Origin of the sequence: Pseudomonas sp. LAMO17WK12:I5, assembly GCF_900215165.1 — a bacterium.
Taxonomy (GTDB): Bacteria; Pseudomonadota; Gammaproteobacteria; order Pseudomonadales; family Pseudomonadaceae; genus Aquipseudomonas; species Aquipseudomonas putida_A.
Genome location: NZ_OBDS01000001.1, coordinates 49,129 through 74,207, shown reverse-complemented (window position 1 = coordinate 74,207; position 25,079 = coordinate 49,129). Strand labels below are relative to the sequence as shown.

At 58.8% G+C, this 25,079-nt stretch carries 25 protein-coding genes and 2 pseudogenes; 8 read left to right on the top strand and 19 right to left on the bottom strand.

The genetic code is table 11. From position 1 onward, the window contains the following. Nucleotides 1-84: 84 nt before the first annotated feature. Entirely contained in the window at nucleotides 85-1,701 is a 1,617-nt protein-coding gene (locus CRO59_RS00365) for an inorganic phosphate transporter (RefSeq protein ID WP_097085869.1), read from the bottom strand. A gap of 249 nt (nucleotides 1,702-1,950) precedes the next feature. Beyond that, nucleotides 1,951-2,973, bottom strand: coding sequence for a transporter (locus CRO59_RS00360; protein ID WP_027612604.1), 1,023 nt, complete (start codon nucleotides 2,971-2,973; stop codon nucleotides 1,951-1,953). Between the two features lie 164 nt (nucleotides 2,974-3,137). On the opposite strand from CRO59_RS00360, the gene CRO59_RS28485 reads away from it, so the two are divergent. Continuing rightward, nucleotides 3,138-3,368 (top strand): hypothetical protein, encoded by a 231-nt coding sequence (locus CRO59_RS28485; protein WP_143503033.1) that lies wholly within the window; start codon nucleotides 3,138-3,140, stop codon nucleotides 3,366-3,368. Nucleotides 3,369-3,478: 110 nt separating this feature from the next. After that, entirely contained in the window at nucleotides 3,479-3,925 is a 447-nt protein-coding gene (locus CRO59_RS00355; protein WP_097085867.1) for a hypothetical protein, read from the top strand. A 123-nt stretch (nucleotides 3,926-4,048) separates the two neighbouring features. On the opposite strand, the gene CRO59_RS00350 is transcribed toward CRO59_RS00355, so the two are convergent. The 3 genes from CRO59_RS00350 to CRO59_RS00340 all read right to left on the bottom strand — a co-directional run bounded on the left by CRO59_RS00350 (nucleotide 4,049) and on the right by CRO59_RS00340 (nucleotide 6,953). Further along, nucleotides 4,049-5,224, bottom strand: a complete 1,176-nt coding sequence (locus CRO59_RS00350; protein ID WP_097085865.1) for a GAF domain-containing sensor histidine kinase — start codon at nucleotides 5,222-5,224, stop codon at nucleotides 4,049-4,051. A 160-nt stretch (nucleotides 5,225-5,384) separates the two neighbouring features. After that, nucleotides 5,385-5,690: a PepSY domain-containing protein gene (locus CRO59_RS00345; protein WP_007917758.1), complete on the bottom strand. Its 306-nt coding sequence runs from the start codon at nucleotides 5,688-5,690 to the stop codon at nucleotides 5,385-5,387. A 138-nt stretch (nucleotides 5,691-5,828) separates the two neighbouring features. Next, nucleotides 5,829-6,953, bottom strand: a complete 1,125-nt coding sequence (locus CRO59_RS00340; RefSeq protein WP_097085863.1) for a glycerophosphodiester phosphodiesterase — start codon at nucleotides 6,951-6,953, stop codon at nucleotides 5,829-5,831. Between the two features lie 222 nt (nucleotides 6,954-7,175). On the opposite strand from CRO59_RS00340, the gene CRO59_RS00335 reads away from it, so the two are divergent. Next, on the top strand, nucleotides 7,176-7,502 hold the full coding sequence (locus CRO59_RS00335) for a DUF2025 family protein (RefSeq protein ID WP_097085861.1): 327 nt from the start codon (nucleotides 7,176-7,178) through the stop codon (nucleotides 7,500-7,502). 195 nt (nucleotides 7,503-7,697) lie between these two features. Here CRO59_RS00335 and CRO59_RS00330 read toward each other — a convergent pair whose 3' ends face one another. Beyond that, nucleotides 7,698-8,012 (bottom strand): antibiotic biosynthesis monooxygenase, encoded by a 315-nt coding sequence (locus CRO59_RS00330; RefSeq protein WP_027612609.1) that lies wholly within the window; start codon nucleotides 8,010-8,012, stop codon nucleotides 7,698-7,700. Further along, the gene (locus tag CRO59_RS00325; protein WP_097085859.1) at nucleotides 8,009-8,710 is read right to left on the bottom strand and encodes a CTP synthase; all 702 of its coding nucleotides are present in this window, start codon (nucleotides 8,708-8,710) and stop codon (nucleotides 8,009-8,011) included. The genes CRO59_RS00330 and CRO59_RS00325 overlap by 4 nt, the downstream gene beginning before the upstream one ends. Before the next feature lie 52 nt (nucleotides 8,711-8,762). Here CRO59_RS00325 and CRO59_RS00320 point away from each other — a divergent pair, with 52 nt between their 5' ends. Continuing rightward, nucleotides 8,763-9,704, top strand: coding sequence for a LysR family transcriptional regulator (locus CRO59_RS00320; protein WP_027612611.1), 942 nt, complete (start codon nucleotides 8,763-8,765; stop codon nucleotides 9,702-9,704). Here the strand turns inward: CRO59_RS00320 and CRO59_RS00315 are convergent, their stop codons facing one another. From CRO59_RS00315 to CRO59_RS00300, 5 genes and pseudogenes are all read right to left on the bottom strand, one after another. Next, a complete protein-coding gene (locus tag CRO59_RS00315; RefSeq protein ID WP_097085857.1) occupies nucleotides 9,705-10,238 on the bottom strand; it encodes a DUF1003 domain-containing protein in 534 nt (177 codons plus the stop codon). 144 nt (nucleotides 10,239-10,382) lie between these two features. Beyond that, a pseudogene (locus tag CRO59_RS29125) lies at nucleotides 10,383-10,820 on the bottom strand (methyl-accepting chemotaxis protein); the annotation flags it as partial. Between the two features lie 108 nt (nucleotides 10,821-10,928). Further along, a pseudogene (locus CRO59_RS29120) lies at nucleotides 10,929-11,612 on the bottom strand (PAS domain-containing protein); the annotation flags it as partial. A 289-nt stretch (nucleotides 11,613-11,901) separates the two neighbouring features. Next, nucleotides 11,902-12,951, bottom strand: coding sequence for a diguanylate cyclase (locus tag CRO59_RS00305; protein WP_027612614.1), 1,050 nt, complete (start codon nucleotides 12,949-12,951; stop codon nucleotides 11,902-11,904). A 156-nt stretch (nucleotides 12,952-13,107) separates the two neighbouring features. Next, nucleotides 13,108-13,716 carry a TetR/AcrR family transcriptional regulator gene (locus tag CRO59_RS00300; RefSeq protein WP_097085854.1) on the bottom strand — a complete coding sequence of 203 codons (609 nt, stop codon included), beginning with the start codon at nucleotides 13,714-13,716 and terminating at the stop codon, nucleotides 13,108-13,110. A 215-nt stretch (nucleotides 13,717-13,931) separates the two neighbouring features. On the opposite strand from CRO59_RS00300, the gene CRO59_RS00295 reads away from it, so the two are divergent. Both CRO59_RS00295 and CRO59_RS00290 read left to right on the top strand, forming a co-directional pair. Next, a complete protein-coding gene (locus CRO59_RS00295) occupies nucleotides 13,932-15,008 on the top strand; it encodes an MBL fold metallo-hydrolase (RefSeq protein WP_097085852.1) in 1,077 nt (358 codons plus the stop codon). A 112-nt stretch (nucleotides 15,009-15,120) separates the two neighbouring features. Then, nucleotides 15,121-16,638 carry an amidase family protein gene (locus tag CRO59_RS00290; protein WP_097085850.1) on the top strand — a complete coding sequence of 506 codons (1,518 nt, stop codon included), beginning with the start codon at nucleotides 15,121-15,123 and terminating at the stop codon, nucleotides 16,636-16,638. Between the two features lie 9 nt (nucleotides 16,639-16,647). Here the strand turns inward: CRO59_RS00290 and CRO59_RS00285 are convergent, their stop codons facing one another. Together CRO59_RS00285 and CRO59_RS00280 are read right to left on the bottom strand one after the other, a co-directional pair. After that, a complete protein-coding gene (locus tag CRO59_RS00285; protein ID WP_027612618.1) occupies nucleotides 16,648-16,956 on the bottom strand; it encodes a hypothetical protein in 309 nt (102 codons plus the stop codon). A 93-nt stretch (nucleotides 16,957-17,049) separates the two neighbouring features. After that, nucleotides 17,050-17,817, bottom strand: coding sequence for a helix-turn-helix domain-containing protein (locus tag CRO59_RS00280; protein ID WP_097085848.1), 768 nt, complete (start codon nucleotides 17,815-17,817; stop codon nucleotides 17,050-17,052). 112 nt (nucleotides 17,818-17,929) lie between these two features. Here CRO59_RS00280 and CRO59_RS00275 point away from each other — a divergent pair, with 112 nt between their 5' ends. Next, nucleotides 17,930-18,745, top strand: coding sequence for a sulfite exporter TauE/SafE family protein (locus CRO59_RS00275; protein WP_097085846.1), 816 nt, complete (start codon nucleotides 17,930-17,932; stop codon nucleotides 18,743-18,745). 63 nt (nucleotides 18,746-18,808) lie between these two features. Further along, entirely contained in the window at nucleotides 18,809-19,945 is a 1,137-nt protein-coding gene (locus CRO59_RS00270; RefSeq protein ID WP_097085844.1) for a hypothetical protein, read from the top strand. A 3-nt stretch (nucleotides 19,946-19,948) separates the two neighbouring features. On the opposite strand, the gene CRO59_RS00265 is transcribed toward CRO59_RS00270, so the two are convergent. From CRO59_RS00265 to CRO59_RS00245, 5 genes are all read right to left on the bottom strand, one after another. Beyond that, entirely contained in the window at nucleotides 19,949-20,932 is a 984-nt protein-coding gene (locus CRO59_RS00265; RefSeq protein WP_097085842.1) for a hypothetical protein, read from the bottom strand. A gap of 313 nt (nucleotides 20,933-21,245) precedes the next feature. After that, nucleotides 21,246-21,959 (bottom strand): HNH endonuclease, encoded by a 714-nt coding sequence (locus tag CRO59_RS00260; RefSeq protein WP_097085841.1) that lies wholly within the window; start codon nucleotides 21,957-21,959, stop codon nucleotides 21,246-21,248. Between the two features lie 113 nt (nucleotides 21,960-22,072). Beyond that, nucleotides 22,073-22,606, bottom strand: coding sequence for a Bro-N domain-containing protein (locus tag CRO59_RS00255; RefSeq protein WP_097085839.1), 534 nt, complete (start codon nucleotides 22,604-22,606; stop codon nucleotides 22,073-22,075). Between the two features lie 346 nt (nucleotides 22,607-22,952). Continuing rightward, the gene (locus CRO59_RS00250) at nucleotides 22,953-24,203 is read right to left on the bottom strand and encodes a ribonucleotide-diphosphate reductase subunit beta (RefSeq protein ID WP_003227292.1); all 1,251 of its coding nucleotides are present in this window, start codon (nucleotides 24,201-24,203) and stop codon (nucleotides 22,953-22,955) included. A gap of 553 nt (nucleotides 24,204-24,756) precedes the next feature. Next, on the bottom strand, nucleotides 24,757-25,017 hold the full coding sequence (locus CRO59_RS00245; protein WP_027612631.1) for a DUF2790 domain-containing protein: 261 nt from the start codon (nucleotides 25,015-25,017) through the stop codon (nucleotides 24,757-24,759). Nucleotides 25,018-25,079: the final 62 nt, after the last annotated feature.

Sequence of the window (25,079 nt, the reverse complement as noted above, 5' to 3'; positions counted from 1 at the left end):
GATGGCGTGCTGTCAGTCGATGCAGATGTGACTGAAGCGCCGCTATCGCGAGCAGGCTCACTCCTACAGGGGGGGCCGGGTTGTTCAGAAGATCTGGGTGAACAGCCAGTACAGGCTGCCCGACAGCAGAATCGCCGCCGGCAAGGTCAGCACCCACGCCATCAGCAGATTGCGGATGGTCTTCATCTGCAAACCACCGCCATTGGCGACCATGGTCCCGGCCACACCCGATGACAGCACGTGGGTGGTCGACACCGGCAAACCGAACATGTCCGCCGCGCCGATGGTCAGCATCGCCACGGTTTCCGCTGAGGCGCCCTGGGCGTAGGTCAGGTGGGTCTTGCCGATTTTTTCACCGACCGTCACCACAATTCGTTTCCAGCCAACCATGGTGCCGAGGCCCAGAGCGATGGCCACGGCGATCTTGACCCACAGCGGGATAAAGCGTGTGGCGTTGTCGATCTGCTGTTTGAACAGTTGCAGTTTGTCAGTGGTGTCGGCGTCGAAATTGCCGACCTTGTTCTTGTCCATCAGGCGAATGCTTTCGCTGGCCAGGTACATGTCGTTACGCACGTTGCCCATGGCCTCGGCCGGGACTTTCGACAGCGAGCCATAGCCTTTCACCTCTTCGCCAATGTGCCCGGTGAGAGCGGCGAGGGCGGGGATCAGTTGCGGCGTGGCTTGCTTGCTGCGCACGTAATCCGACAGCACCGGACGCGGATCGGCCGGGGCCGGCAGCGGGGTGTTTTTCACCAGCGCTTGCTGGGTGACTTCGGCGACGGCAGCGAACTGCAGCGCCTGATCGGCGGGCATGGTGCGGTTCAACGCGTAAGCCATCGGCAAGGTGCCAACCAGAATCAGCATGATCAGGCCCATGCCTTTCTGCCCGTCGTTGGAGCCGTGGGCGAAAGACACGCCGGTGCAGGTGGCGATCAGCAAACCGCGAATCCACCACGGTGGCGGGTTGTTGCCTTCCGGTGCCTTGTACAGCGCGCGATTCTTGATGAAGGCGCGCATGGCCAGCAGCAACAGCGCCGCGCAGCCGAAGCCCACCAGTGGCGACAGCAGCAGGGCGTAACCGATCTTGGTCGCCTGCGCCCAGTCCACGCCACTGGTGCCATCGCGTCCGTGCATCAAGGCATTGGCCACGCCTACGCCGATGATCGAGCCGATCAGCGTATGCGATGACGAGGCCGGCAGGCCCAGCCACCAGGTGCCGAGGTTCCACAGAATTGCCGCGATCAGCAGGGCAAAGATCATCGCGAAACCGGCGGACGAACCGACCTGCAGAATCAGCTCCACCGGCAGCAGGGCGATGATGCCGAACGCCACCGCGCCACTGGACAGCAACACCCCGAGGAAGTTGAAGAAGCCCGACCAGACCACCGCCACATTCGGCGGCAACGAGTGGGTGTAGATCACCGTCGCGACCGCGTTGGCGGTGTCGTGGAAACCGTTGACGAACTCGAAGCCCAGCGCAATCAGCAGCGCCACGCCGAGCAACAAAAACGGGGTCCAGGTGGTGACGGTGGTGCCCAGCTCATGCATGTCGTGCATCAGGCTGTAAGCGGTGAACAGCATCCCCATGGCGAGCACCGCGAAGAACACCACATAAGTGAACGGGCCGGGTTTTTTATCAAGTGCCGGCCGGCCGCCGTGGGCGGACGTGGGGCGGGCGGCGGTCAGGGAGGGAGTAGCCATGAGCGGACAATCCTGAGCGAGGGAAGGAGTGTCGGTCATGATCGTTGCTAAATATTACAGAGAGACTGCGACAGGTCAGTGTTTGGCTGAATAACCAGACCACCGATCTGAAGGTCAATGAGGTCCCCTGTGGGAGCGAGCCTGCTCGCGAAGACGGCGTGTCAGTCACCGTCATTGTTGAATGACAGATCGCATTCGCGAGCAGGCTCGCTCCCACAGGGGAACTGTGCTGGACATCAAGTTTGGTGGTTAGTAATCCCCACGCTTGCGAAACGCCCAGCGCCCGGCAATCACGGTAAACGTCGCGACCAGCGCCACCAGAATCCAGAACCCCTCGGGATCCGTCGCCAGTGGCACTCCCCCCACGTTCATGCCAAAGAAACCGGCAATGATGTTGATCGGCAACGCCAGCACCGTGACCACGGTCAGGGTGAACAGTGTGCGGTTGCTCTGTTCGTTGAGGTTGGCGGCGATTTCTTCCTGGAGCAGTTTGATCCGCTCGCCGAGGGCGGTGAGGTCGTTGATGATCAGCGCGAACTCCTCGGTGGATTTGCGCAGCTCCTTGACGTCCTCCTTCTGCAGCCACGGCGGCGGACGATTGAGCAGGCGCAGCAGCGAACCCGGCTCCAGCGCCAACAGCCGTTGCAGGCGCACCAGTACCCGGCGATTGGCGCCGAGTTCGGCGCGGTTGGTCGACAGGCGTGAGGAGAGCAATTCGTCCTCGACCAGATCGACGCTCATGCTGGTCTTGCGCACGATCTGCGTCAGCACTTCACCCTGATCACGCAGCAAGTGCACCAGCAGTTCCGACGGCGAGCGAAAGCATTCGCCGGCCTTCACCGACGAACGCAATTTGTCCACCGAGTGCAGCGGTTGCAGGCGTGCGCTGACGATCAGTTTGCTGCGCACGCAGACCCACAGCGTCGACACGTCTGAGGAAACCATGCTGCTGAGGTTGAACACCACGTCGTTGACCACTGCCAGCAACGCCGAGTCAACGTGTTCGATGCGCGTCGAGCGCGAACCTTCGTGCAGCGCCTCGAAAAACTCTTCGGGCAATTGCAGATGACTTTTCATCCAGCGCTCGCACGCGGCGTGCGCCAGGTTCAGGTGCAGCCAGAGGAATTCATCACTGTCGCTGTCGTCTTGCAGACAACGCAGGGCGGTCGCCGAATCGACTTCGCGGCCACGTTCACCGGGACGAAAACGGAAGCCGTAAAGCAGACCGAACAAATCAGGATCGCGATGACTGAGATCAAGGCTGTGGTTCATGGAGGCTCGCTGCGAGGAGGGGACGCCGGTCGCGGAATGGCAGGTTCACTGAGCCGCATCATCGCAATCGCATGTGACGCTTGCGTGACTGAAAAATGACAGCGACCCGGATCATCCACTGGTAATCCAGTGGGAGGGGGCTTGCTCGCGAATGCGGATGTTCATTGAGTGACGATGTGGATGACACGCCGCTTTCGCGAGCAAGCCCCACCCTGGGCCACGGTCGATCACAGCCTTTCAATTCATCTGCCAATGGTCGGATTCTCTTCAAGAAGCGCTCTGGTACGCCGATCACGCTTGGTTACGTCAGTCATGCAGAGCGCATTCACAGCATCACCCAGATGCGTGGTGAGATTGCCAATGCCGCCACGGTGATCCGTCGCCTGAGCGCCTGACGTCCGCCGACGTGTACCGGTTCGGTTACCGAGTCGGTACACAGTCGATCTCAAATCCGTGCGAGTGCCGCCGATGGCCGGTTATCTAAAACCGGCATTGGAGCCCTCCCATGGTCAGCATCACCTCCGTTTCGATCAATCAGACCGTCAGCACCGCCACCAGCAAAACCAGGATCAGCGACGCGAGTGACGACACCTCGACCCCTGCAACCAGCAGCGCGGGCGTCAGCGCCGATACCAGCAAAGTGGCGGCTGGCGGGGGCGCGGCTCCGGCAGGCGACAGCAGTTCCGACAGCAGCGGTGAATCGGATTCGGTGAAAGAATTGCGCAAGCAGATCGCCGAGCTGCAAAAGCAATTGCAGGAACAGCAGCAGGCGCTGCAAGCGGCTCAGGCCAAGCAGGAAGACGCTGATGTCAAGGCTGCCGACGTGGCGTCCGCCGAGTCGCAAATCTCCAGCACTTCGGCTTCGTTGCAGACGGCCACGGCGGCGTTGTTGCAGGCGTTGCAGGATTCCGGGTCGAGCAGCTCGGGGGCGTTGGTCAGCACCTCGGCTTAAGCATCACGCGATTCCCCTGTAGGAGTGAGCCTGCTCGCGATAGCGGTATATCTGCCTTATTCATGGTGACTGACACACCGCTATCGCGAGCAGGCTCACTCCTACAGAGAACTGCGGTGTGTTTCAGAGGGTTGGCAGGCTGAAGGTGAACAGCGTGCCGCTCTGTGCGGTGGACGCCACATGCAAATGCCCGCCATGGGACTGGGCGATCTGGCTGGCGATATACAGCCCCAGACCGAGCCCGGCCTGGGGCGCGCTGCCGGTCGGGCGGGAGTAGGGCTGGAACAGGTGCGGCAGGATCGCCTCGGGAATATGCCCCTGATTCTTCACCGCCAGCATCAACGCACCGTGCTCGACCTGGGCGATGACTTCGATATCCCCTTCCGGGTCGCCATGGGTCACAGCATTGGCCAGCAGGTTCGACAGCAACTGGGCAATCCGGCCACGGTCGCAGGCCACGCCCTTCAATTCGCCGATGCAGGCGTGAATGGTGCGCTGCGGATGCACATTGCGGATTTCCGTCACCACCTGCTGCACCGCGTCGGTCAAGTCGGCGCAGGGCTGGATCGCGACCGGAATACCATTGCCCAGACGTCCGCGAGCAAAGTCGAGCACATCATCCACCAACCGCGTTGCCCTTTGCGCACTGCCAAGGATATTGCGTATCCGCACCTCGATGGCAGGGTCCGGATGCTTGCGCAGAAGCATTTCGGCGCCGGCGCTGATGGCGAACAACGGGTTACGCAAGTCGTGGCCGAGCACGGCAATGAACTGTTCGCGCAACTCGGCGGTTTCGCGCTCCTGCAACAACGCGGTTTCGGTGAGCTGCGCGTTTTCCTCGGCTTCGATCTGCAATGCGAGCATCCGCGCGAACGACTCCATGGTGCTCTGGATGCTGCTGGACTTGAGTTGCGCGGGGTTCGGATCGAGCGCGCAGATCGTGCCGAAAAACCGTCCGTCAGTGCGGAACACCGGCACCGAGATATAACTCTCGAATTTGTACAGGCGCGGGGTGTGATGATCGCGGTAGAGCGGGTCTTCGCTGGCCTTGTCGATCACCACCGAGGTGTGCGCAGCACGGATTTCGTGGCACAGCGTGGTGACCACATCCAGCTCGCCGCCAACCTGCAGGCCGAAATCCAGCTGATCGAGGACGGCGCAGGCTGTCCACGAATCCTCGGTAACCCGCGCCACGGCGGCAAAGCGCAGGCCGGTCAGTTCGCGGATCACTTGAAGGATCGCCGGAACCGCGCTGATCCGTCCGATTGTCGCGATGTCTGCTGCCGCTGTCTGCCCCATGCCCATCGTTCTCGGCTGCAATCGTTATCTGATGGTCGCCATACTAGCGGTCTGATGGCGGTTTTGGCATCCCTTCAGGCTGCATCCGCGTGATTCGCCGGGCTACGGACGCAAAAAAGCCGCACGATCGCTGATCGTGCGGCTTTGCTTTGGCGGTGTATCAGGTGTCTTGCTTGTTGCTCAGGACTTTGCCGGTGGTGGCGTCGAAGTCGACGTCGAACTCTTTGCCATCGGCGGTTTTCAGCTCGACTTCGTACTCGTAACCGTTGAAGTGGTTATCCAGATCGGTGTCGGTGATGGTCGCACCCGGATGCAGTTTCAGCGCTTCGGCATTCATCGATTCCAGCGACTTGATCTTGCCGGATTTGACCAACTCAGGGATCTGGTCGACACGCACATCGGCTTGGGCCAGGCCAGCAGTCAGGGTCAGGGCAGCGGCGGTAAACAGGGCAGTCAAAGTTTTCATCGGGTCATTCCTTGGGTTGTTCGTTGAAGTGGGTTCAGGTTAACCACCACAACTTAACTCACCCTTAAAACCCCACATCGCGTGCAGCGCTCTTGTGGGAGCGAGCCTGCTCGCGATGCGGACAACCCGGTCTGCTGATCAGAACCCGTTGTTCTTCAACACCTGATCAACACTGGCACTGGCCGGGCGCTTGTAGAACTTCAACAGTTCGCTGGCGCGGTTGGTGAAGATGCCATCAACGCCGGCCGCCATGACTTTCTCGAAATCCACCGGCTCATCGACGGTGTAGACGTGCACCAGCATGCCCTGATCGTGGGTGTACTGGTTCATCCACGGTTGCACCAGATCCGAATAGCTCTGGTCGCCGCCCTTGGTCAGCTTGGCCGAAGGGCCGGTGCCGATGGCGCCCTGCGACTTGGCGAAATCAACCCATTGCTTGAATTCGGCTTCGGACTTCGGCTCCTGCTTGCCGTAGAACACGTTCTTGTCCTTCTCGCCGGACTCGGCAAAGGTCACCTTCGATTTCGGCTCGATGCTGCCTTCGCCGACCCACAGCAGCAGGATTTTCGGCACTTGCGGCATTTCCTTTTGCAGCAGTTCGAGGCTGTTCTTCTCGAAAGTCTGCAGGATCACCTTGCCTTTGCCCTGGCCGACGCCCAGTTCGCTTTTCGCCAGTTTCGAACCGGCCGGGCTCAGCCAGCCGCGATCCTGCAGCTTCTCTTTGAGGTCATGCTCGATGCCAGGGAACAGTTGCGGCTCTTTGGTTTCGATGTACAGGCCCGGTTTGTGTTTCGGGTTGGCCTGGGCGATGTCGATGATTTCATCGAGGGTGAGGATTTTCAGCCCGGCATAGGTCGGACGCGCGCGATCCGGGTAAGCCTTGTTGTACCAGCTGCCGGCGTCGAGGGTTTTCAGTTCGGCCATGGTGAAGGCGGTGGCCGGGCTGTCTTTACGCTCCGGGAATTTGGTCGCGACGTCTGTGGTGCGCTGCAGGTTGTTATCGTGCAGGGCGAACAGCACGCCGTCCTTGCTGCGCTGCAAATCCATTTCCAGGTAGTCGGCGCCGAGGTCGCGGGCCAGTTTGTAGGAGGCGGCGGTGGACTCCGGTGCATCAAAGGACGCGCCACGGTGAGCGATCACGGCTGGATGCGGGATGCCATGGGCGGCGGCAAGCGCGTTGACGTCAGTCTGGGCGGCGTGGGCCTGGCCGAGACCGAGCAGCAGGCTCAGCACGAGGGCGCTTTTGGTGAAAGTGGCGGGCATGTTCGAGTTCCTTTCGCAGGGCATTTTCAAAGACGTACCTTTTAACAACTGAATCGATTGGGTGCTATCGCCAGACCGACATAAACGTATTAAAAGCGATTTTTCCTGCACTTTTGTGGCGCGGTTTGCAGTACGCTTGCCCTCGGCAGACGCTCCGGCAGAGGGCGCGCCGATTCCGTTGCCCTGCGTGTAAACCATCGATGATTTTTCGTGAGGTTTACCATGCGCATCACTTCCCAACTCATCTGTCAGGCCGCCGATGACCTCAAGGGTTTCGTCGGCCTCAACCGCAAAACCGGCCAGTACATCGTGCGTTTCAGCGAAGATTCGTTCGGCATGGACGTGGCGGATGACGGCATTATTCCCACCAGCGAGTTTGTCTGGGCGCCAGCTTCTGAGACGACCATGACCTTGAAGCGCGAGCTGATTCAGTTGCTGCTGGATCAGAACATCGATGAGCGGATCAACATCAGTGAGCCGTTGCGGGTGTACATGAGCAAGGTTGAGGTGCCGGAGATTGTGGCGGTGCGCAGTCTGGTGCAGGGCTGAAGTTTTGTAGTGGCTGTGCCGGCCTCTTCGCGAGCAGGCTCGCTCCCACATTGGATCTGTGGCGTTCACAAATCCCTGTGGGAGCCAGCCTGCTGGCGATGAGGCCAGTGAGCACACAACCAAATTCAAAACCCAAACGCGGTACCTGTGGGAGCGGGCTTGCTCGCGAAGGGGCCAGTCAGCGCGCCGCCAAAGTCACTGCCCAAACCGATACTCCCGCTCCACCCGACACACCCGGGTCTGAAACTTCGAATACCACTGCGCCCGGCCGCGCGCCTGGATCACCCGGTGCTCGGGATGCTCGCGCCAGGCCAGAATCGCCGCTTCGCTCTGCCAGTAGGAAATGGTGATCCCGACCCCGTCTTCCCCACGAATCGAATCAATGCCGAGAAACCCCGGTTGCTGGCTGACCAACTCCATCATCCGTTCCGACGCCGCCGCATAACCGTTGTCACCCTCGGTGCGGGTCGAGGTGAAAATCACCGCAAAGCAAGGCTCGTTCGGCTTCATGGACGTTGCTCCGCACACGCTTCGACGAACGCCCGCACCAATGGCGGAACCTGGCCCTTGAGCGCCGCACGTTCCGGTTGAAACAACGTGGCGACAAAAAACACATGGTCAGGCAATTCGATTGCGCGCAAGTCGCCTGCCGAATCATGCCCCACGGCGCGTAGCTGATGGCTCAGCAAATCTCGTTCGAACTGCGGATTCACCCCGAACCGGCAGCGATAGCCTTCATGAATCTCGGACGTTTCGTACGCCTTGGCGATCAACGAACCGGCGACCAGATGAATGCTGTCCACCGCCTCCACCAACGCACAGGTCAGCGGTGTGAGCACGGCTCGCGGTGAATCCGGTGATGTTTCGCCATGCTCGGCATCGGCCCAGCCCAGCACGTTGCGGGAAAACTCCAGCAGCGCATGCTGAAAACCACCGCAGGTGCCGAGGAAAGGGCGCTGTTGTTCGCGGGCAAAACGGATGGCCCTGAGTGCACCGGCCTCACTTTTGTAGGGGCTGGCCGGGACGCACCAGAAGCCGTCAAAGTGATCCAGCGCAGTGTCGGCGTGGATCTGCTCGGTGGGCAGCCATTCGAATTGCACATTGTGGCCGGACTGCTCGGCGATCAGGCCGAGGGCAACGGGGATCGCCTGGTGGGCGGTGACTTGCGGATCGTGATCGCCGATCAGGGCGATGGAAATGGCGTCCATGGGATTTCCTTGATTTGAGTGAGTGATGAACCTCTGTGGTGAGGGTGTGCAGTTGTCGATCACCGGGGCTCACTATAGATTGGCGTTCACGCACTCAATATTGGCGTTTCCCCAAGTGATCAATGCAGCAACGCACTATCGACTCGATTACCCGGACCTGGCGCTGATCCTTGCGTTGGTGCGCGGCGGCTCTCTGGCCCGGGCGTCGCAGCTACTCAGGGTAGATGTGTCTACGGTGTTTCGCGCAGTGCGGCGGCTGGAGTCAGCGCTGGGTCAGCAACTGTTCGAAAAGAGCCGCGCCGGGTACCTGCCAACCACCCTCGCGCAGACTCTCGCCGAGCAGGCCGAACGCGCCGAGCAGGCACTGGAAGCGGCGCGGATCGGTGTCGAGCAGGGCGGCGAAGTGGTCAGCGGCACGGTGCGTCTGACCTGTACTGATTCGGTGCTGCAAGGTCTGTTGTTGCCGGCGCTGGCGCAGTTCATGCCGAACTATCCGGCATTGACTCTCGAGCTGAGCACCTCCAACGATTTCGCCAACCTCAACCGCCGCGATGCCGACATCGCCCTGCGCCTGACGCGTACGCCGCCAGAGCATCTGGTCGGACGGCAACTGGCGAAGATTTCCTACCGGGTCTGCGCCAGTGCGCGTTATCTGCAAAACGTCGATGCGACGGATCTGGCGGCGCTCACCTGGATCGCCCCGGACGAGTTTCTGCCGGATCACCCGACCGTCGCCTGGCGCCGTCAGCAGTTGCCCGGCGTGACCCCGGCTTATCGCTGCAACAGCATGCTCTCGGTGACGGAACTGGTGCGCGGCGGACTCGGCGTGGCGGCGTTGCCGGACTTTCTCATTACCGAAGGTTTACAGGCTCTCAGCGAACCGTTGCACGGCTACGACACCGCGCTGTGGCTGCTGACCCGCCCGGACTGCCGGGCGTTGCGCTCGGTGGTCACGCTGTTCGATGAACTGGGGCGGGCACTGCGGTTGCCGTGATCAGCGTTGCGGGTTCTGGCAGATGTGCGCATGCAGTTCGCGGGTCAGGCCTTCGATGCGTTCGGTCAGGCTCTTGGTCATTTCGGTGAGGCGGGTGTTCTGCTCCAGCAGTTCGAGCAGTTGCGCGGTGGTCTGCGCGGCCTGCGCCTGGCGCTCGCTGTTGGCCACCGCCAGCGCTTCACGGTGTTGCGCGTCGGCGTCCGATTGCGCCTTGTCCCGCGCGGCTTGCCGGGTTTGTGCCAGCAGGATCAACGGTGCGGCGTAGGCCGATTGCAGGCTGAACGCGAGGTTGAGCAGGATGAACGGGTACACGTCGAAAGTGGTGATACCCGTCGCATTGAGGCACACCCACAACAGCACGATCAGGGTTTGTGCGCCAAGAAAGGTCGGCGTGCCGAAGAACCGCGCGAAGGCCTCGGCGCGCAGGGCGAACGTGTCGTTGCCGAAGGTGGTGTTGAGGTGGGCGTGGGGGCGGTGGAAGCGCAAGTGGTCGACGGGGGCGGGCGTGGGGACGTCGGGTTTTTCTGTGGTCATGATGGGCTCGGCAGGACTTGGGACTGAAGGTCACTATAGTCCTGCATCGAGGCTTATGGCCCTTTCGCGAGCAGGCTCGCTCCTACAGGGGAACGCATTCCAATGTGGGAGCGAGCCTGCTCGCGAAGGCCGCGACGCGGTCTCTCAGCCCGGCGCGCGCTCATTGGCAAACATGCTCACCGCCTGCACCGCTTCACTGGCGCCATCGCGGATCTGCAGAATCACGCTGCCAGCCTGATCCGCCAGTTCAACGCCTTGCGCCGCCCGCCCGCGAGTGCCTTCCATGCTCTTGATCGCCTGACGGGTTTCGCTCTGGATCAGGCCGATCATGTTGGAAATCTCCGCCGTCGAGCCGCTGGTACGCGCCGCCAGTTGCCGCACTTCGTCCGCTACAACCGCGAATCCGCGACCCTGATCACCGGCACGCGCCGCTTCAATCGCTGCGTTGAGCGCCAGCAGATTGGTCTGGTCGGCAATCGCACGGATGGTGTTGACAATCGCCGTGATCTGCTCCGAGCGTTCGCCAAGTTGCGCGATCAGCGTTGATGACTGCGCGATATCGTCAGCGATTTCGCGCATCTCACTGGCCGCCTGCTGGATCACCTGAGTGCCTTGCTCGGCGACTTTCCGGGTTTCCACCGAGATGTGATAAGCAGCGCTGGCGCTGCGCGCATCGTGCTCGTGCTGCTCGACGCGGGCGGTGACGTCCGTGGCGAATTTCACCACTTTGCACAACCGCCCGGCAGCGTCGTATACCGGGTTGTAGTTGGCCTCCAGCCACACACTCTGGCCGCGCTTGTCGACGCGTTCGAACTGACCCTGAAACAGCTCACCCTGATTCAACCGCCGCCAGAAATCCTCGTAGGCGCTGCTGTTGACCAGCTCCGCGCGGCAGAACAAACGGTGATGTTTACCCTTCAGTTCAGCGAGCGTGTAACCCATGCGCGTCAGAAAATTCTGGTTGGCGGTGAGAATGCCGCCGTTGAGGTCGAATTCGATCACCGCCATCGCCCGGTCGATCGCCTGCAGCTTGGCATTGGCCTCGCTTTCCTGCTGAACCTTGGTCGTCACGTCCATGGCGAACTTGACCACTTTGACCACGCGCCCCGACGCATCCTTGATCGGGTTGTAATTAGCTTCCAGCCAGACCGGCTGGCCCTGGCTGTTGATCCGCTCGAAGGTGCCGGACTGGAACTGGCCGTTTTTCAGGCGCGACCACAGTTCGGTGTATTGCGCGCTGCGGCCAAACTCCGCGGTGCAGAACAAGCGATGCGGCTGGCCGATCACCTGTTCGGCGCGGTAACCCATGGTTTTGAGGAAGTTGTCATTGGCCTTTAACACCACGCCTTCAAGGTCGAACTCGATCACCGCCATGGAGCGATTGATCGCTTCAAGCAGGCCGTTCTGTTCGGTGATGGTGTGTTGAAGGTCGTTGAGTTCGGACTGGTGGCGTTTGAAAAACATAGGGGCAGTACCTGGAAGTAGGGAAAGACGAGGTTTGTGTCCCTGTTTCCGCGCTGGCAGAGCAAATGCCGGGTCGGCATTTGTCATTGACTGCAAAGTGCCAGCATCCAGGCTGACGAGCCGATCTTATACAAACTGCTTTGAGTTGTACAAGAAATTGCGAATCAGTTTTTTCAAGGCTGAGGGCGCGGGCGTCTTCTTAGCCCGGACTGCTCAGCGCCACGCTGATGGTGTTGCGCCCCGTGTGTTTGGCGGTGTACAGCGCTTTGTCGGCGTCATCCAGCCAGGCAACCGCGTCGCTGTACGACGGCTGAAACCGGGCCAGACCGATACTCAGGCTGACGCGCAGCTCTGGCACATCCGGGTGCCGATATTGATCCATCGCCTGACGCAATCGTTCCATTTGCGCCTCGGCTTTATTGAGTGGCTGGTCGGGCAGGATCAGGCAAAACTCGTCGCCGCCATAACGGCCGGCCCGTTCACCTTCGGCCAGCAGCCCTTTGAGTGCCTGGCTCAACTCGCGCAGCACGGCGTCGCCAACGATGTGCCCATAGTTGTCGTTGATGGTCTTGAAATGATCGATGTCGATCAGCGCCAGAATGTCCTGGGTGTTGTTATCTCGGCACCGGGTGAAACGCGTATGGAGCAGATCCTTCCAGGCGCCGTGATTGAGCAGCCCGGTGAGGCTGTCGGTGCGGCTCAGGTCTCTGAGTGCACGTTTGTGTTGTGCAAGTTTGATCGCCAGTTGGTAGCTGACCATGCCCAGGGCCAAGGGGTACAAGGTCAGCATCGGCAGGCAGGCCCAAACCTCGATTTGCGTCATCGTCAGGCTGAACTTGAAGCCGAACAATAAACAGCCCAGCAGCACGCCGGCGATTTGGGCGAGAGCGCCCAGCAGGAACAGACGTCGTCCACCAGCGGCGACATTGTTCATGGTCATCATCGACAGGATGGTCACGGTGGTCAGCGGATTGAACTGAAAGCACGCGGTCCAGAACCCCCCGCACAACGAGTCGTACAACAGGTTGCGGCGTTCGGCATGGTAGGGGAAGGTCGAGCGGGTCGAAATCTGGTAGGCCAGATGCGGCCAGATAAAACCGTTGAACACCAGCAGCGCCCAGAGCCAGTTCGGCATGTGCAACGGATACAGCGCGGCCGCGACGCTGAAAAAGCCGACACCCAGACCGATGATCCTGGGCAGATAAATGCGTCTGGCGAATGACAAGCCTTTGCCGCGTTGATTTTCCATGATGTCCTGCGCCAGATTCATCCTGAAATACTTTGAAGTGTTTTTTCAGGTTGACCGTTCGTCGGTCAATTGTCGGACATTGTCATTTATTCCAACGGGAATAATCAGTGTCCTTCCGAGCCATTTAATCGTGGCGGGGCGCAGGAGAGGGCCGGTTTAGAGCTGGTATCTGGACAGAAACATCTCCATGGCCGACTCGGCCACGGCTTTTTGCGTGTCTGCATCCAGCGGCGGCAGGCCCATGGAAATCTGCGGCCAGAAACCGAACGATTTCAACAGCCCTTGCACCTGCTGCGCGGCGAATTCTGCGTTTACGGTTTTCAGCCGACCATCCGCCAGCGCAGCGCGAATCCACACCGTCAGGCCTTCCTCCCGCTCTCCCATGCGCGCCACCATGTCCTGCGCGCGCTCCGGAGAATGAATGGTGGCAGCGATCGCCACCCGCGCCAGTCCGAGAAAGTTGTCATCGGCCATCATCTGCAGTTTAGCCAGCAACATGGGCAGCAGTTGCTCGCGCAGCGGCTGATCCGCGCGATAGGTCACGGCTTGCTCGTCGGTAATCCGAGCCCAGAGTTGGTTGAGAATTTCAGCGAACAGCTCTTCCTTGCTGGGAAAATGGTTGTACACCGTGCGCTTCGACACCCCGGCGGTGGCCGCGATCTTGTCCATGCTGGTGACCTCGAACCCGTTGGCACGGAATTCGGCAATTGCCGCCTGGATGATGGCTTCGCGTTTGCGGTCGGTGAGGCGTTGTGGAGCTGTCATAAGTACGCTTCGGCAGAGAAGGGGTGGAATTACACTTGGCAGTTTACTTGTCATCACGTTTCATGCAACCTAGAAACTACACCGCCCAGTGTAATGTTGCGTTAATCCGCACAACCTAAAAACAGACAGTTCGGCTGATGCGTGCGTGCCTTGGCCATTTATCGTCCCACCGTGAAAAACCGTGAATTGCGCGGTTTTTCTGGAGTCTCTCAGTCATGGCCAATCCAGATTTTTCTGCGGATCAAACTTCCACGCCTGAAGCCTCTCGCCAGGATCAAGGGCTGTTCCGTAACCATGCGCCGGTGCAGCGCGAAGGTGGGCGCAAGATGCTGCGGATCATGTGGAACATGATCTTCAACAAGCCGCGCAATACCCGACCGGCCGCCGCGATCCCGGTTCAACCGCTGACCCGTGAAGACCTGCTGGCGGCGCCTGACCACAGCGTCTATCGCCTCGGTCACTCGACCCTGCTGCTGAAAATGCGCGGCAAATTCTGGATCACTGATCCGGTCTTCGCCGAGCGTGCCTCGCCCGTGCAATGGGCCGGCCCGAAACGTTTTCACCAGCCGCCGATCAGCATCGACCAGTTGCCGCCGATCGAAGCGGTGATCCTGTCGCACAACCATTACGACCACCTCGATTACCAGGCGGTACTGAAACTGGCGGCCAAAACCAACTATTTCCTGACCCCGCTGGGCGTCGGCGACACCCTGATCAAATGGGGCATCGACGCCAGTAAAGTTCGCCAGTACGACTGGTGGCAGGGCACCGAAATCGCCGGCATCCGCTTCGTTGCCACTCCCTCGCAGCACTTCTCCGGACGCGGCTTGTTCGACAGCAACAGCACCCTGTGGGCCTCGTGGGTGATGATCGACGGCGACACGCGAATCTTCTTCAGTGGCGACAGCGGCTACTTCGACGGCTTCAAACGCATCGGCGAACAATACGGCCCGTTCGATCTGACCCTGATGGAAACCGGCGCCTACAACGTCGAATGGCCACACGTGCACATGCAACCCGAAGAAACCCTGCAGGCGCACCTCGACCTCAAGGGCCGCTGGCTGTTTCCGATCCACAACGGCACCTTCGACCTGGCAATGCACGCCTGGCATGAACCGTTTGACCGGATTCTGGCGCTGGCCTGGGAGCGTAGTGTTTCGATTACCACGCCGCGAATGGGCGAGGCGTTTAATTTGATGCAGCCGCAGCGGGGGCACACGTGGTGGCTGAATATGGAGCAGGATGTGTCGGAAAACGCCCCAATTGCTGGTAGCGGCTACAAGTCGGGATGACTTTTCCTACTGTCGGTAGTCCAGCTGGCTGACAGCTCTTTCCTATGTCCTCGGTAGGCTTGGTCGCGAGTGAATGAATCACTCGTGATTAGCCTAAACAAGGACGATAGACATGACGCATTTCTTCAAACGTCGCGTGAATACGCTGACGAAATCCATATTGGTCGCACTGGCAGCGACAGGAGTCGCTGCCAGTGCCCATTCGGCCACTGATCTTCATTACGCCAGCGTCAGTGAACTCAGCAAAATGATGGCCGACAATGAGCTCACTGCTGTTGAGCTGGTTGAACACTTTCAACAGCGAATTGCCGAGCTGGACAAGCAAGGCCCTGCTATCCACGCCATCGTCGAACTGAATTCACAAGCCATCGAAATTGCCACCGCGCTGGATAACGAGCGTAACGAGGGACAGTCGCGTGGCCCGTTGCATGGTATTCCGGTGCTGCTCAAAGACAATTTTGATACCGCCGACAGCCTGCAAACCAGCGCCGGCTCCTTGGCCATGGTCGGCCAGCCGGCAGCCAATGATGCTTTTGTGGTTAAACAGCTGCGGGATGCCGGCGCGATTATTCTGGGTAAAGCCAACATGAGCGAATGGGCTTATGTGCGGGAAATGGGTTTGCCCCATGGTTGGAGCGGACGTGGTGGGCAAGGGAAAAACCCACATGCACTGAGCGAGGAAATCTGCGGTTCCAGTTCTGGATCGGCCGCTGCCGTGGCTGCCGGTTTCGCGCCGATCTCCTTGGGCACGGAAACCAACGGTTCGATCACTTGCCCGGCATCGGCCAATGGCGTAATCGGCGTTAAACCCACCTTGGGCCTGTTCAGTCGCACCGGGGTGGTGCCAATCACCCGTCTGCAAGACACCCCTGGTACTTTGACACGTACTGTCCGTGACGCAGCGTTGATGTTCAACGTGTTGCAAGGCACGGATGCGACAGACTCCGCGACATCGATCGCCCCGACAGGAATCGACTACACCGCGTTACTGGCAAACGATGCCCTGCAAGGCAAGCGTATCGGTTATCCCGCCGCTTACGAGGGAACGGACGGCGTGGTTCTGACTCCCGGAGTGGAGTTTCAGAAGGCAATGATCACACTCGAGAAACAAGGTGCGACGCTCGTGCCAGTGACCGTTCGTTTACCTGATATCGATAATTTCGTACCCGGTCTGATGGGCGCGATGAAGTACGAATTGCCTGAATATCTCGTCAGCCGTTCCGGTCTGCCGATTCAGTCGTTGCAGGACCTGATCGACTTCAATCAGCTCAATCCCGGCAAGGAGGGCTATGGGCAGGCCACGCTCGAAGCGATGAATGCGCTGGACATGACTCACGAACAGGCCAGCGGATTGATCTTGAGCATCAGCAAAAACTTCAAGGACGCCATTGACGAGCAACTGCACGAACACAACCTCGACGCAATGGTTGCCGAAACGGATGGTTACTCGCAATTTTCTGCCGCAGTGGCTGGTTATCCGGCGGTAACCCTGCCATCGGGCATGAGCGCTAACGGTATACCCACGTCCGTGTTCTTTTTCGGCAAAGCATGGAGCGAGCCGCAATTGTTCGCCATGGCCTACAGCTATGAACAAGCCTCGGCCGAGCTGCGGCACCCTGCGTTCAAGTAATCATTCCACCTAAGCAAAATCCCCACGCTCTGCAACGTTCTGCTGCATGGCCTGGGGATTCAATTTGCGACCCGGCGCAAACCCGGGAAAGAACACCAACCCCTGTGCCTCAAACCGATAAGCCAACGCCAGCCGCGTCGCATCCGCCACGTCCTGCTGCGCTTCAAACCGCTGGATATCATCCACCGCAACCTCTGCCTCGCGCGACAGTTGTTCCACGCTCCAGCCCAGCATCGCTCGGGCCTGGACGCAGTGCGTCGGGGTGAACTGGAAAAGGGCAATGCGTTCGAGGATGTGGTTCATCGCAAGAGAGGCCATGGTGTGCTCCGGGCTCAAGAGTGCTGATTGAAAATGTACTGTGTTTTTGTACAGTTGTTTTCGGCCGGGATCAAACGCATTTTTTGATTTGCCCTAGTTCGCCGCCTCCAACCAGACGGACGGTGCCTGTCCGAGGATGCGCCGGAACATCGTCGAGAACGCCGCCGGGCTCTCATAACCGAAGTCCAGGGCGATCCGCGTCACCGCTTCACCGGCCGCCAGCCGCGCCAGTGCCAGCACCACGCAGGCCTGTTGCCGCCATTGGCTGAAGCTCAACCCGGTCTGCTGCCGAAACAGTCTGTTGAAGGTGCGCAAGCTTATGTGCAACTGCCCGGCCCAGTGTTGCGGCGACTGATGGGCGTTGGGTTGATGCAGAAAGGTCTGACACAAAGCCAGGAGCTTTCCGTCAGTCGGCAGCGGAATGTGCAAGGGCAGGGGCGCACTGCGCGCCAGTTCATGCAGCAGCAGGTCGATCAACACGCCGTCGCGTCCTTCGAGGTCATAAGTCAGCGGCACCTCCACGGCTTCCATCAACAAGTGCCGCATCAACGGCGAAACGCTGATCACCTGGCAGCGCCCACCCAAGTCCACCGCCCCCGGCTCGATGTACAAACTGCGCGTACTCACGCCGAGCATCAGCACTTCATGCGCCACTCCCGGCGGAATCCACACTGCCCGTTGCGGCGGCACCACCCAGTTGCCGTCATGGGTACGAACCTGCATTACCCCGGTCGCGCCGTACAACAACTGCGCCCGCCGATGCGTATGAAATGGCAACAGATGGCCGTGGGAATAATCTGTACCGATCGCCACCACCGGGCGCGGCGTGTCATCCAGCAGATTGATCGAAACATTGCGCATCGAGCGTTTTCCGGTAGTTGGCGTAAACGCAAACATTATTGGCTGAGTTGCTGAAGCAGGCCAAGCCGCGTCGTTCTATCGTCGACCGCTCGCCACCACCGGAAGACGCGCCATGTTCTACCTCTTGTTGACCCTTTTCGGCTGTATGACCGGCATCACCGCCGTACTCTTCGGCTTCGGCGGCGGCTTCGTCGTCGTGCCGCTGCTCTACCGCATGCTCAGCGCCAGCCATGGCGCCGACGACCCCATCGGCCAATCGGCCATGCACATTGCCGTCGCCACCTCGACCTGCGTGATGATCGTCAACGCCCTGATCGCCACCGACAAACACCGCCGCGCCGGCAACCTGATCCGCCATTACCTGTGGCCCCTCGGCGGCTTCATCGCCCTGGGCGCGATCATCGGCGCGATCGCCGCGGTGTGGGTCAGCGGCGAGGTCATTCGCTACGCCTTCATTGCCTACCTCGGCGTGACCATCATCGACTGCTTGCTCAGACGCGGCTTCCTCACCCGCAGCGAAGGCGTCATTCCACGCCGATTGGATCGCAAGGAAATATCCGCTGGCGGTGTAGGGATCGGCGCCATCGCCACGTTCCTCGGTGTAGGAGGAAGCGTCATGACCGTGCCGCTCCTGCGCCGCTGCGGACTGAGCATGTCCCAGGCCACGTCCATGGCCAATCCGCTGAGCGTGGCGGTGGCGGTGGCCGGGACGCTGACCTACATGGCACTGGCCGGTTTCAGCGAGACGGATCTGGGCGCTTGGTTTGTCGGGTATGTGGATTTGCTGGCGTTTGCAGTGCTGACGCTGGGGTCGTTGGTCGGGATTCGAATGGCCACGCCGTGGATCGGGCGGATACCGGATCGGGTGCATGCGTGGGTGTATATCGGTCTGTTAATCGTCGTGATGCTGGGCATGCTGCTCAAGTAGAGCCTCGATTCCTGCGCGCATCCTCTGCATACTTCGCAGCCTCATTCATTCAGGGATCGATCCATGCTCAAGGGACTGCTGCGCCTGGCGCCATACGCTGCGGCGCTGTTCACACTGATTTCCACCGCCCATGCCGAAGATGGCCGGCGCGTGTTCACCGGTACGCTGGGCAAGATGCCGATTGTGGTGGAGCTCAACACCACGCAGCAGGACGAAGTCACCGGCCGCTACTTCTACGAGAAGTATCACCGCGACCTGGAACTCAGCGGCTCGCTGCAGGACAGCACATTAAATCTCGTTGAAGGCAACAACCGCTATGGCGACGACAAACCGCTGCCAACCCTGAAGTTGAAATCCACCGCCAATGGCTGGCAGGGCGAGTGGCAAAACCCCAAGGGCAAGAAGCTGCCGGTGCAACTGACCGAAGCCAAACTTCCTGCGCCGAGCGCAACTACGCTGCCCTTTATTGCCACTTTGCCGAAGAGCGATCCCTACGAGTATTTGCGCTTACAGGGACTCAAGCTCAAACCGGAGAAGAAAGAAAACTTCATGGGCTACGACCTGCAATGGTGGACGGAGCCTGAGTCGAAGGTTTCGTTGTTCAGTGTCGAGTCCGGCTATACGAAAGAAGAGCAGCAGCGGATTAATAACCACCTGCTCGGACGGCTCTGGACTGAAGTCATCGACTATCACCGCTGCATGATGGATGGCGGGGAATATGCCGAGTTCGATCAAGGGGCTGCCCCGGAGTTTCTCTCGCCGGATGTGGTCAGCCTGGACATTTCCATCGGTTACAGCTGCGGCGGTGCCCACCCGGATTTCGGCAGTTCGCCAATCAACCTCGACGTCCACACCGGCGAATTGTTGAAACTCAAAGATGTACTGTGGATTGGTGAACCGAATAGCGCGGCCACCGAATACGATCAGCTGAAAGTCATGGCGCCGTGGCTGGTCAAACAGTTCACCACGCTCTATCCCGAAGAGATGAAGAAGCCTGCCGAAGATGACGGCAGTTGCGATTACACCGATGAAAGCGTCTGGGGTTATTCCAACTGGCACTTCACACCGAAGGGGATTTACCTGGGCGCTTACTTCGCCCGCTACCAACGTAACTGCGACAACCCCGATTGGTCAGTGCTGCCGTACTCGCTGGTCAACCAGCACCGTGGCGCAGCCAAACTGCAGCTGCCCAAAGGCTAACCGTCACGCCAACCCCGGCGCTTCCCGCACAATGAAGTGATCCAGGTTCTCGATGTTGGCACTGAACACCCCGAACGTCTGTTCGGGGTTCTTCTTGCTAGGCACCTGCTTCAACTCCGGCGTCACGCCATAGAAGAAACAGAACAACTCCTTGTCGCTATCGATCGCGTGCTTGATCTCTTCCAGAAACGCCTTGCGCTTGCGGTAGTTGTCGATCAACTTCTTGCTCAAGTACACGTTCACCGAATACGGCTTCTTCTTCGCCTCATCCGCCTGCTTGAACCAGACTTTCTGCTCGAAATCGATGCGAAAACTCTGGGTGTAATCCTTGATCTCCTTGATCTTGCCCCAGTAAATCAGCCCCTTGTTGTCCGTCAGATACTCGATCTTCTTGAAGAACGAGCCATAAGGCGCCGTGTGCTCGCCGATCTTCAACGGCATGCGCTTGAGCAACTCCTTGTCGGCGAAGTTCGACACAAAACACTCCACCGGATGCGCAAACACACTGGTCTTGTCCGGCGCCGTCTCACGCCCCGGCGACTCCCTGGAACTCACCTGCGCCACCCGCACCGGATCATCCCGCAACACATCCGCCGCCCCCGCCGGCGCAGCAGGCTTGCGCACATACTCACGTCGCGTCAGCAACAACTCCGATGGGAAATGTTCCTCGCGAGCGTCATCCACCTCGCCATCCGCCGCCTCAACCCCCGACGCCGACGCCTTCAAACTCACATAGGGACAACCCGCCACATGCTGCGTCGTGGGCAGATTCTTGAAGTGCGGCGTGCGCACGTAATTCACGTTCTTGGCGTTGAAGGTGCCCAACTCGTTTGAGGCATCAAACGCCGAACGACAGGCATCGTTGGGGCACTGGAAGTGTTCCTTCGCAGAATCGAACGCCACCGTCTCATCGAAATTGAGATCGCGAACGTCATAGATCGACAACTTGTCGTCGAGGCTGAGGCAGTAGGCGAGATCGAATTTCATGGCGGGGCTCGGATCCTTGAGTGGGGGAGGGGTATTAATAGCGGGAGGCGCGGCGGGTTGCACTGATTGTTTTCAAGATGATGCGGAATCTGTGGGAGCCAGCCTGCTGGCGATCCCGGGCATCAACTCAGTCCTGCTGCCAGATACCCACTTTGCAGCAACACATCTCAATTGTGGTGAGGGGATTTATCCCCGATGGGCAGCGGAGCTGACCCAAGCCATTAAAAAGCGATCGTCAGGAAGTGTTAGTTTGGCGATCGCTTTGCAGTCGATCGGGGATGAATCCCCTCGCTACAGGTTCCATATAAACCAGTTACTCGCGCTTCAGTCGCTTCACTTTTTGATAAAGCGAATCTGTGAATTCCTTCCGATCGCTAGAATGGTGGCAGCGTCTATGGCAATTCGGACACAGTGCAACTGTGTTGCTTTTGCGATCTCTACCCTGCTGTGCCAAATGCTTAACGTGATGAACTTCAAGATATGGCTCTCCATCCATTTCGAACGGAGCCGGTTGCCCGCAGCCTTCGCAGATACCCTTAGCGTTATCGAGAATCCAACCTTTGATTTTGGAGTTTCGAACAAAGTATTTGGTTATGGTCACCCCTTGTTGAGGCGGTGCATCATTTTCCGGTTCGCTTACGAAGTTCGGTGTTCTAGTGGGCTTTATGTGGCGATTGCGAATTGCAGCCTCGTCAGAAGGAGAGCCGATACTCCGAGTCAGAATACCTTTTGACTCTAAAATTTTGGTTAGGCGCGCAGTGATACCTGAACCAAGGTTAACTTTTGGTTTGTAGTGAACAATCGTCTTCAGCCCCAGCTCATCAAACAATGCCGAGATGTTCTGCAGGCGATAGTCGATCGACTTGGTATTGCGATTAGCAAGTACACCGTCCTGCAGATGCTTGTGCTCCGCAGACTTGTTGAATTTTTCATCGTTTGGATATCTCACTTGAATCGAGAGATAGGCATCGACAGAGGCTTCCAATTCTTCATCGGTCCAGCCTTTTTGTTCCTTTTTCGTATCCATACAGTCGCCGAGGGTTGAAAACCCTCGGACGATACTGAGTGGCCATTACTGCTGTCTACGAAAATTCCTACAGAAAACAGCGACGGATCCCGCGCAATCCTACAAACCTCTCCCTAGCCCATCGAGTGCTTCGAGGACTGAAACACCTGCGTAACCCTCCGCCACCAGGGTTTCTCTAGAGAAGCTCGTCGTAGATTTTGATCATTTAACAGGTAAGGCATATCCCGAAGCCGAATCCAGCCCTCATCCTGCCAATGCAGCAAACTCAAAGACATCTCCGGCCAATCCAACAAGCTCAACATTGGCCGATTCGAATCTCCTGAATCCGCAGCATCGCGCAATGTCGGCACCACCTCATTGGTCAGCCATTCCCGCAACAACCGATTACCCGGAACGTAGTGATAGACCAGCAGCGCGTACACCCCGGACTCACTGAGCATCAGATGCTGTTCTGGTTCTCGAAAGTACTCAATCCACATGACGCGGCGCTGATCGCTATCTAGCTTGTTGACCACCCGATCATTCAGATGGAAACCCATCAAGCGGCCGACATCGCGAGCGGAGAACCAAGGCTGGTTTTCTAATAAAAGGGCATGGAGAGAAAGGTTGTGGCGAGAGAACACTATTACCGGGAGCGGATCAGACATATCTATGACCTCTACGTTAGATTTTGGGAGGGCCTGACCCCAACGTAGAGCGGACTTAAGAAATCCCAACGAGCAGAGCAGTTGTCACCGACGAATCACACGTCTGTGTCACTGACCAAGCTTTCTACGTTGGGCGTTTCTTAGGCACCTGCGATAGAGCTTAGTAGTGCTTGTAGCGGCCTTCAATGGGACGCGGCTGTAAGTGCTGTAGGAGATTGAGCGCTGTGACGTAGGCGTAAAAAACGATTACCAATCGTCCATAAAAAAGCCCCGATCAGATCGGGGCTTTTGCTTTCTCGACTTGGCGACTCAAGCAGCAATCGTCAAATCGTGGCGAGCGAGACCATTAGTCCCAGCTCAACGCACCACCAGTTTGGTATTCGATCACGCGAGTCTCAAAGAAATTCTTCTCTTTCTTCAAGTCCATAATCTCGCTCATCCAAGGGAACGGGTTAGTGGTCCCTGGGTACTCTTCTTTCAAACCGATCTGCGACAAACGACGGTTAGCGATGAACTTCAGGTAGTCCTCCATCATCGCCGCGTTCATGCCCAGTACGCCGCGAGGCATGGTGTCGCGGGCGTATTCGATTTCCAGCTGCGTACCCTGCAGGATCATTTGGGTCGCTTCTTCCTTCATCTCGGCATCCCACAGGTGTGGGTTTTCGATTTTGATCTGGTTGATCACGTCGATGCCGAAGTTCAGGTGCATGGATTCGTCGCGCAGGATGTACTGGAACTGCTCGGCGACGCCGGTCATTTTGTTGCGGCGGCCCATGGAGAGGATCTGGGTGAAGCCGCAGTAGAAGAAGATGCCTTCCAGAACGCAGTAGTAGGCGATCAGGTTGCGCAGCAGTTCTTTGTCGGTGTCCGGGGTGCCGGTTTCGAACTTCGGATCGGAGATCGAACGGGTGTATTTCAGGCCCCAGGCTGCCTTTTTGGCGACCGATGGGATCTCGTGGTACATGTTGAAGATCTCGCCTTCATCCATGGCCAGCGATTCGATGCAGTACTGGTAGGCGTGGGTGTGGATCGCCTCTTCAAACGCCTGGCGCAGGATGTACTGGCGGCATTCCGGGTTGGTGATCAGGCGGTACACGGCCAGGACCAGGTTGTTGGCAACCAGGGAGTCGGCGGTGGAGAAGAAGCCGAGGTTGCGCATCACGATGCGGCGCTCGTCGTCGGTCAGGCCTTCCGGGTTTTTCCAGAGGGCGATGTCGGCGGTCATGTTGACTTCTTGCGGCATCCAGTGGTTTGCGCAACCGTCCAGGTACTTCTGCCAAGCCCAGTCGTACTTGAAGGGTACGAGTTGGTTGAGGTCGGCGCGGCAGTTGATCATGCGCTTTTCGTCAACGGCGACACGGGCGGAGGCGCCTTCGAGTTCGGCGAGGCCTTCGGCGACGTCGAGGGAATCCAGTGCAGCCTTGGCGCGGGCCACGGCGGCCGAGTCGTCGGCGGTCACGGCGCGGGCTTCCAGCGCTGCGGCACCGCCGGCGCTGTCGAGGCGGTCCATGTTGGCTTCAGTAGCGTGGCCGGCGTTGGCGCCTTTCACGGTTGCTACTTCACTGTCTTCTTTGTCGAATTCGTCCCAGCTCAGCATGACGTGTCGTCTCCTGCGTGAGGGCCTGTCGCCCCGTGTGAAACCTGATTGGTTGGTTTTTCACACGGTCGTACAGACCGCGTTGGATCTTAAGGAATCGTTTTTTGCGGCAGCCAAGGCAGGCAATAAAACAGAATTTTGTACGGGTTTCCGAGAGCCTCTGACGGGCGCAGATCAGCGTTGACGCTGCTGCGGGGCTTCAGAATGGCTTTTGCTCCCTGTAAGGGAATATTGCTGACCCGATTAGGGCGGCATTATAGGGAAAAAAACACGGCTGTGCTGAGGCGAATCCGCGCATGGAGCGGTCGAGGAGGGTGGTTTTTCGATGAGAGTGCGGGTTTACAGGGCTTTGCCGGGGATAGATTTTTTTTCGTAAAAATCTCGCGATTGTGGATTTGCTCAAAAAACGAACAAAAAAACCGGTTTTTTACTACATCTAGTGTTTTGCAAGCATTTTTGACGACTCCAGACACAACTGAGCCCGACCGAAGCCGGGCTGGAATCGACCCTCAAATGAGGCGCTGAGCGGTCCGATTCGGTGCAGTCTCAATCATCAATTGGTGCAGCCATTACCCATGACGCTGTAACGCAGGATATGGCGCTGACCCTTGGAGTCGTCGTACTCCATTTTGGCCGGTACCACTTCGCAGACATTCGGCACTTCGCTCATCGATACAACTTTGGCGATGTCCAGGTGAGTGGAGTAAGTGTATTCCTCGATCACCGGTTGTTGCTGTGCGACATCAGTCGGGACCTCGTCTGCCATGGCGGTTGCGCACAGACTGCTGAGGGCCAGAACCAATAAAGCTTTCATTTCAGATTTACCTTTTTGAGGTCGAGTGGGGTCACGCAACCTTTTTAGGGTTGCGTGTGGAA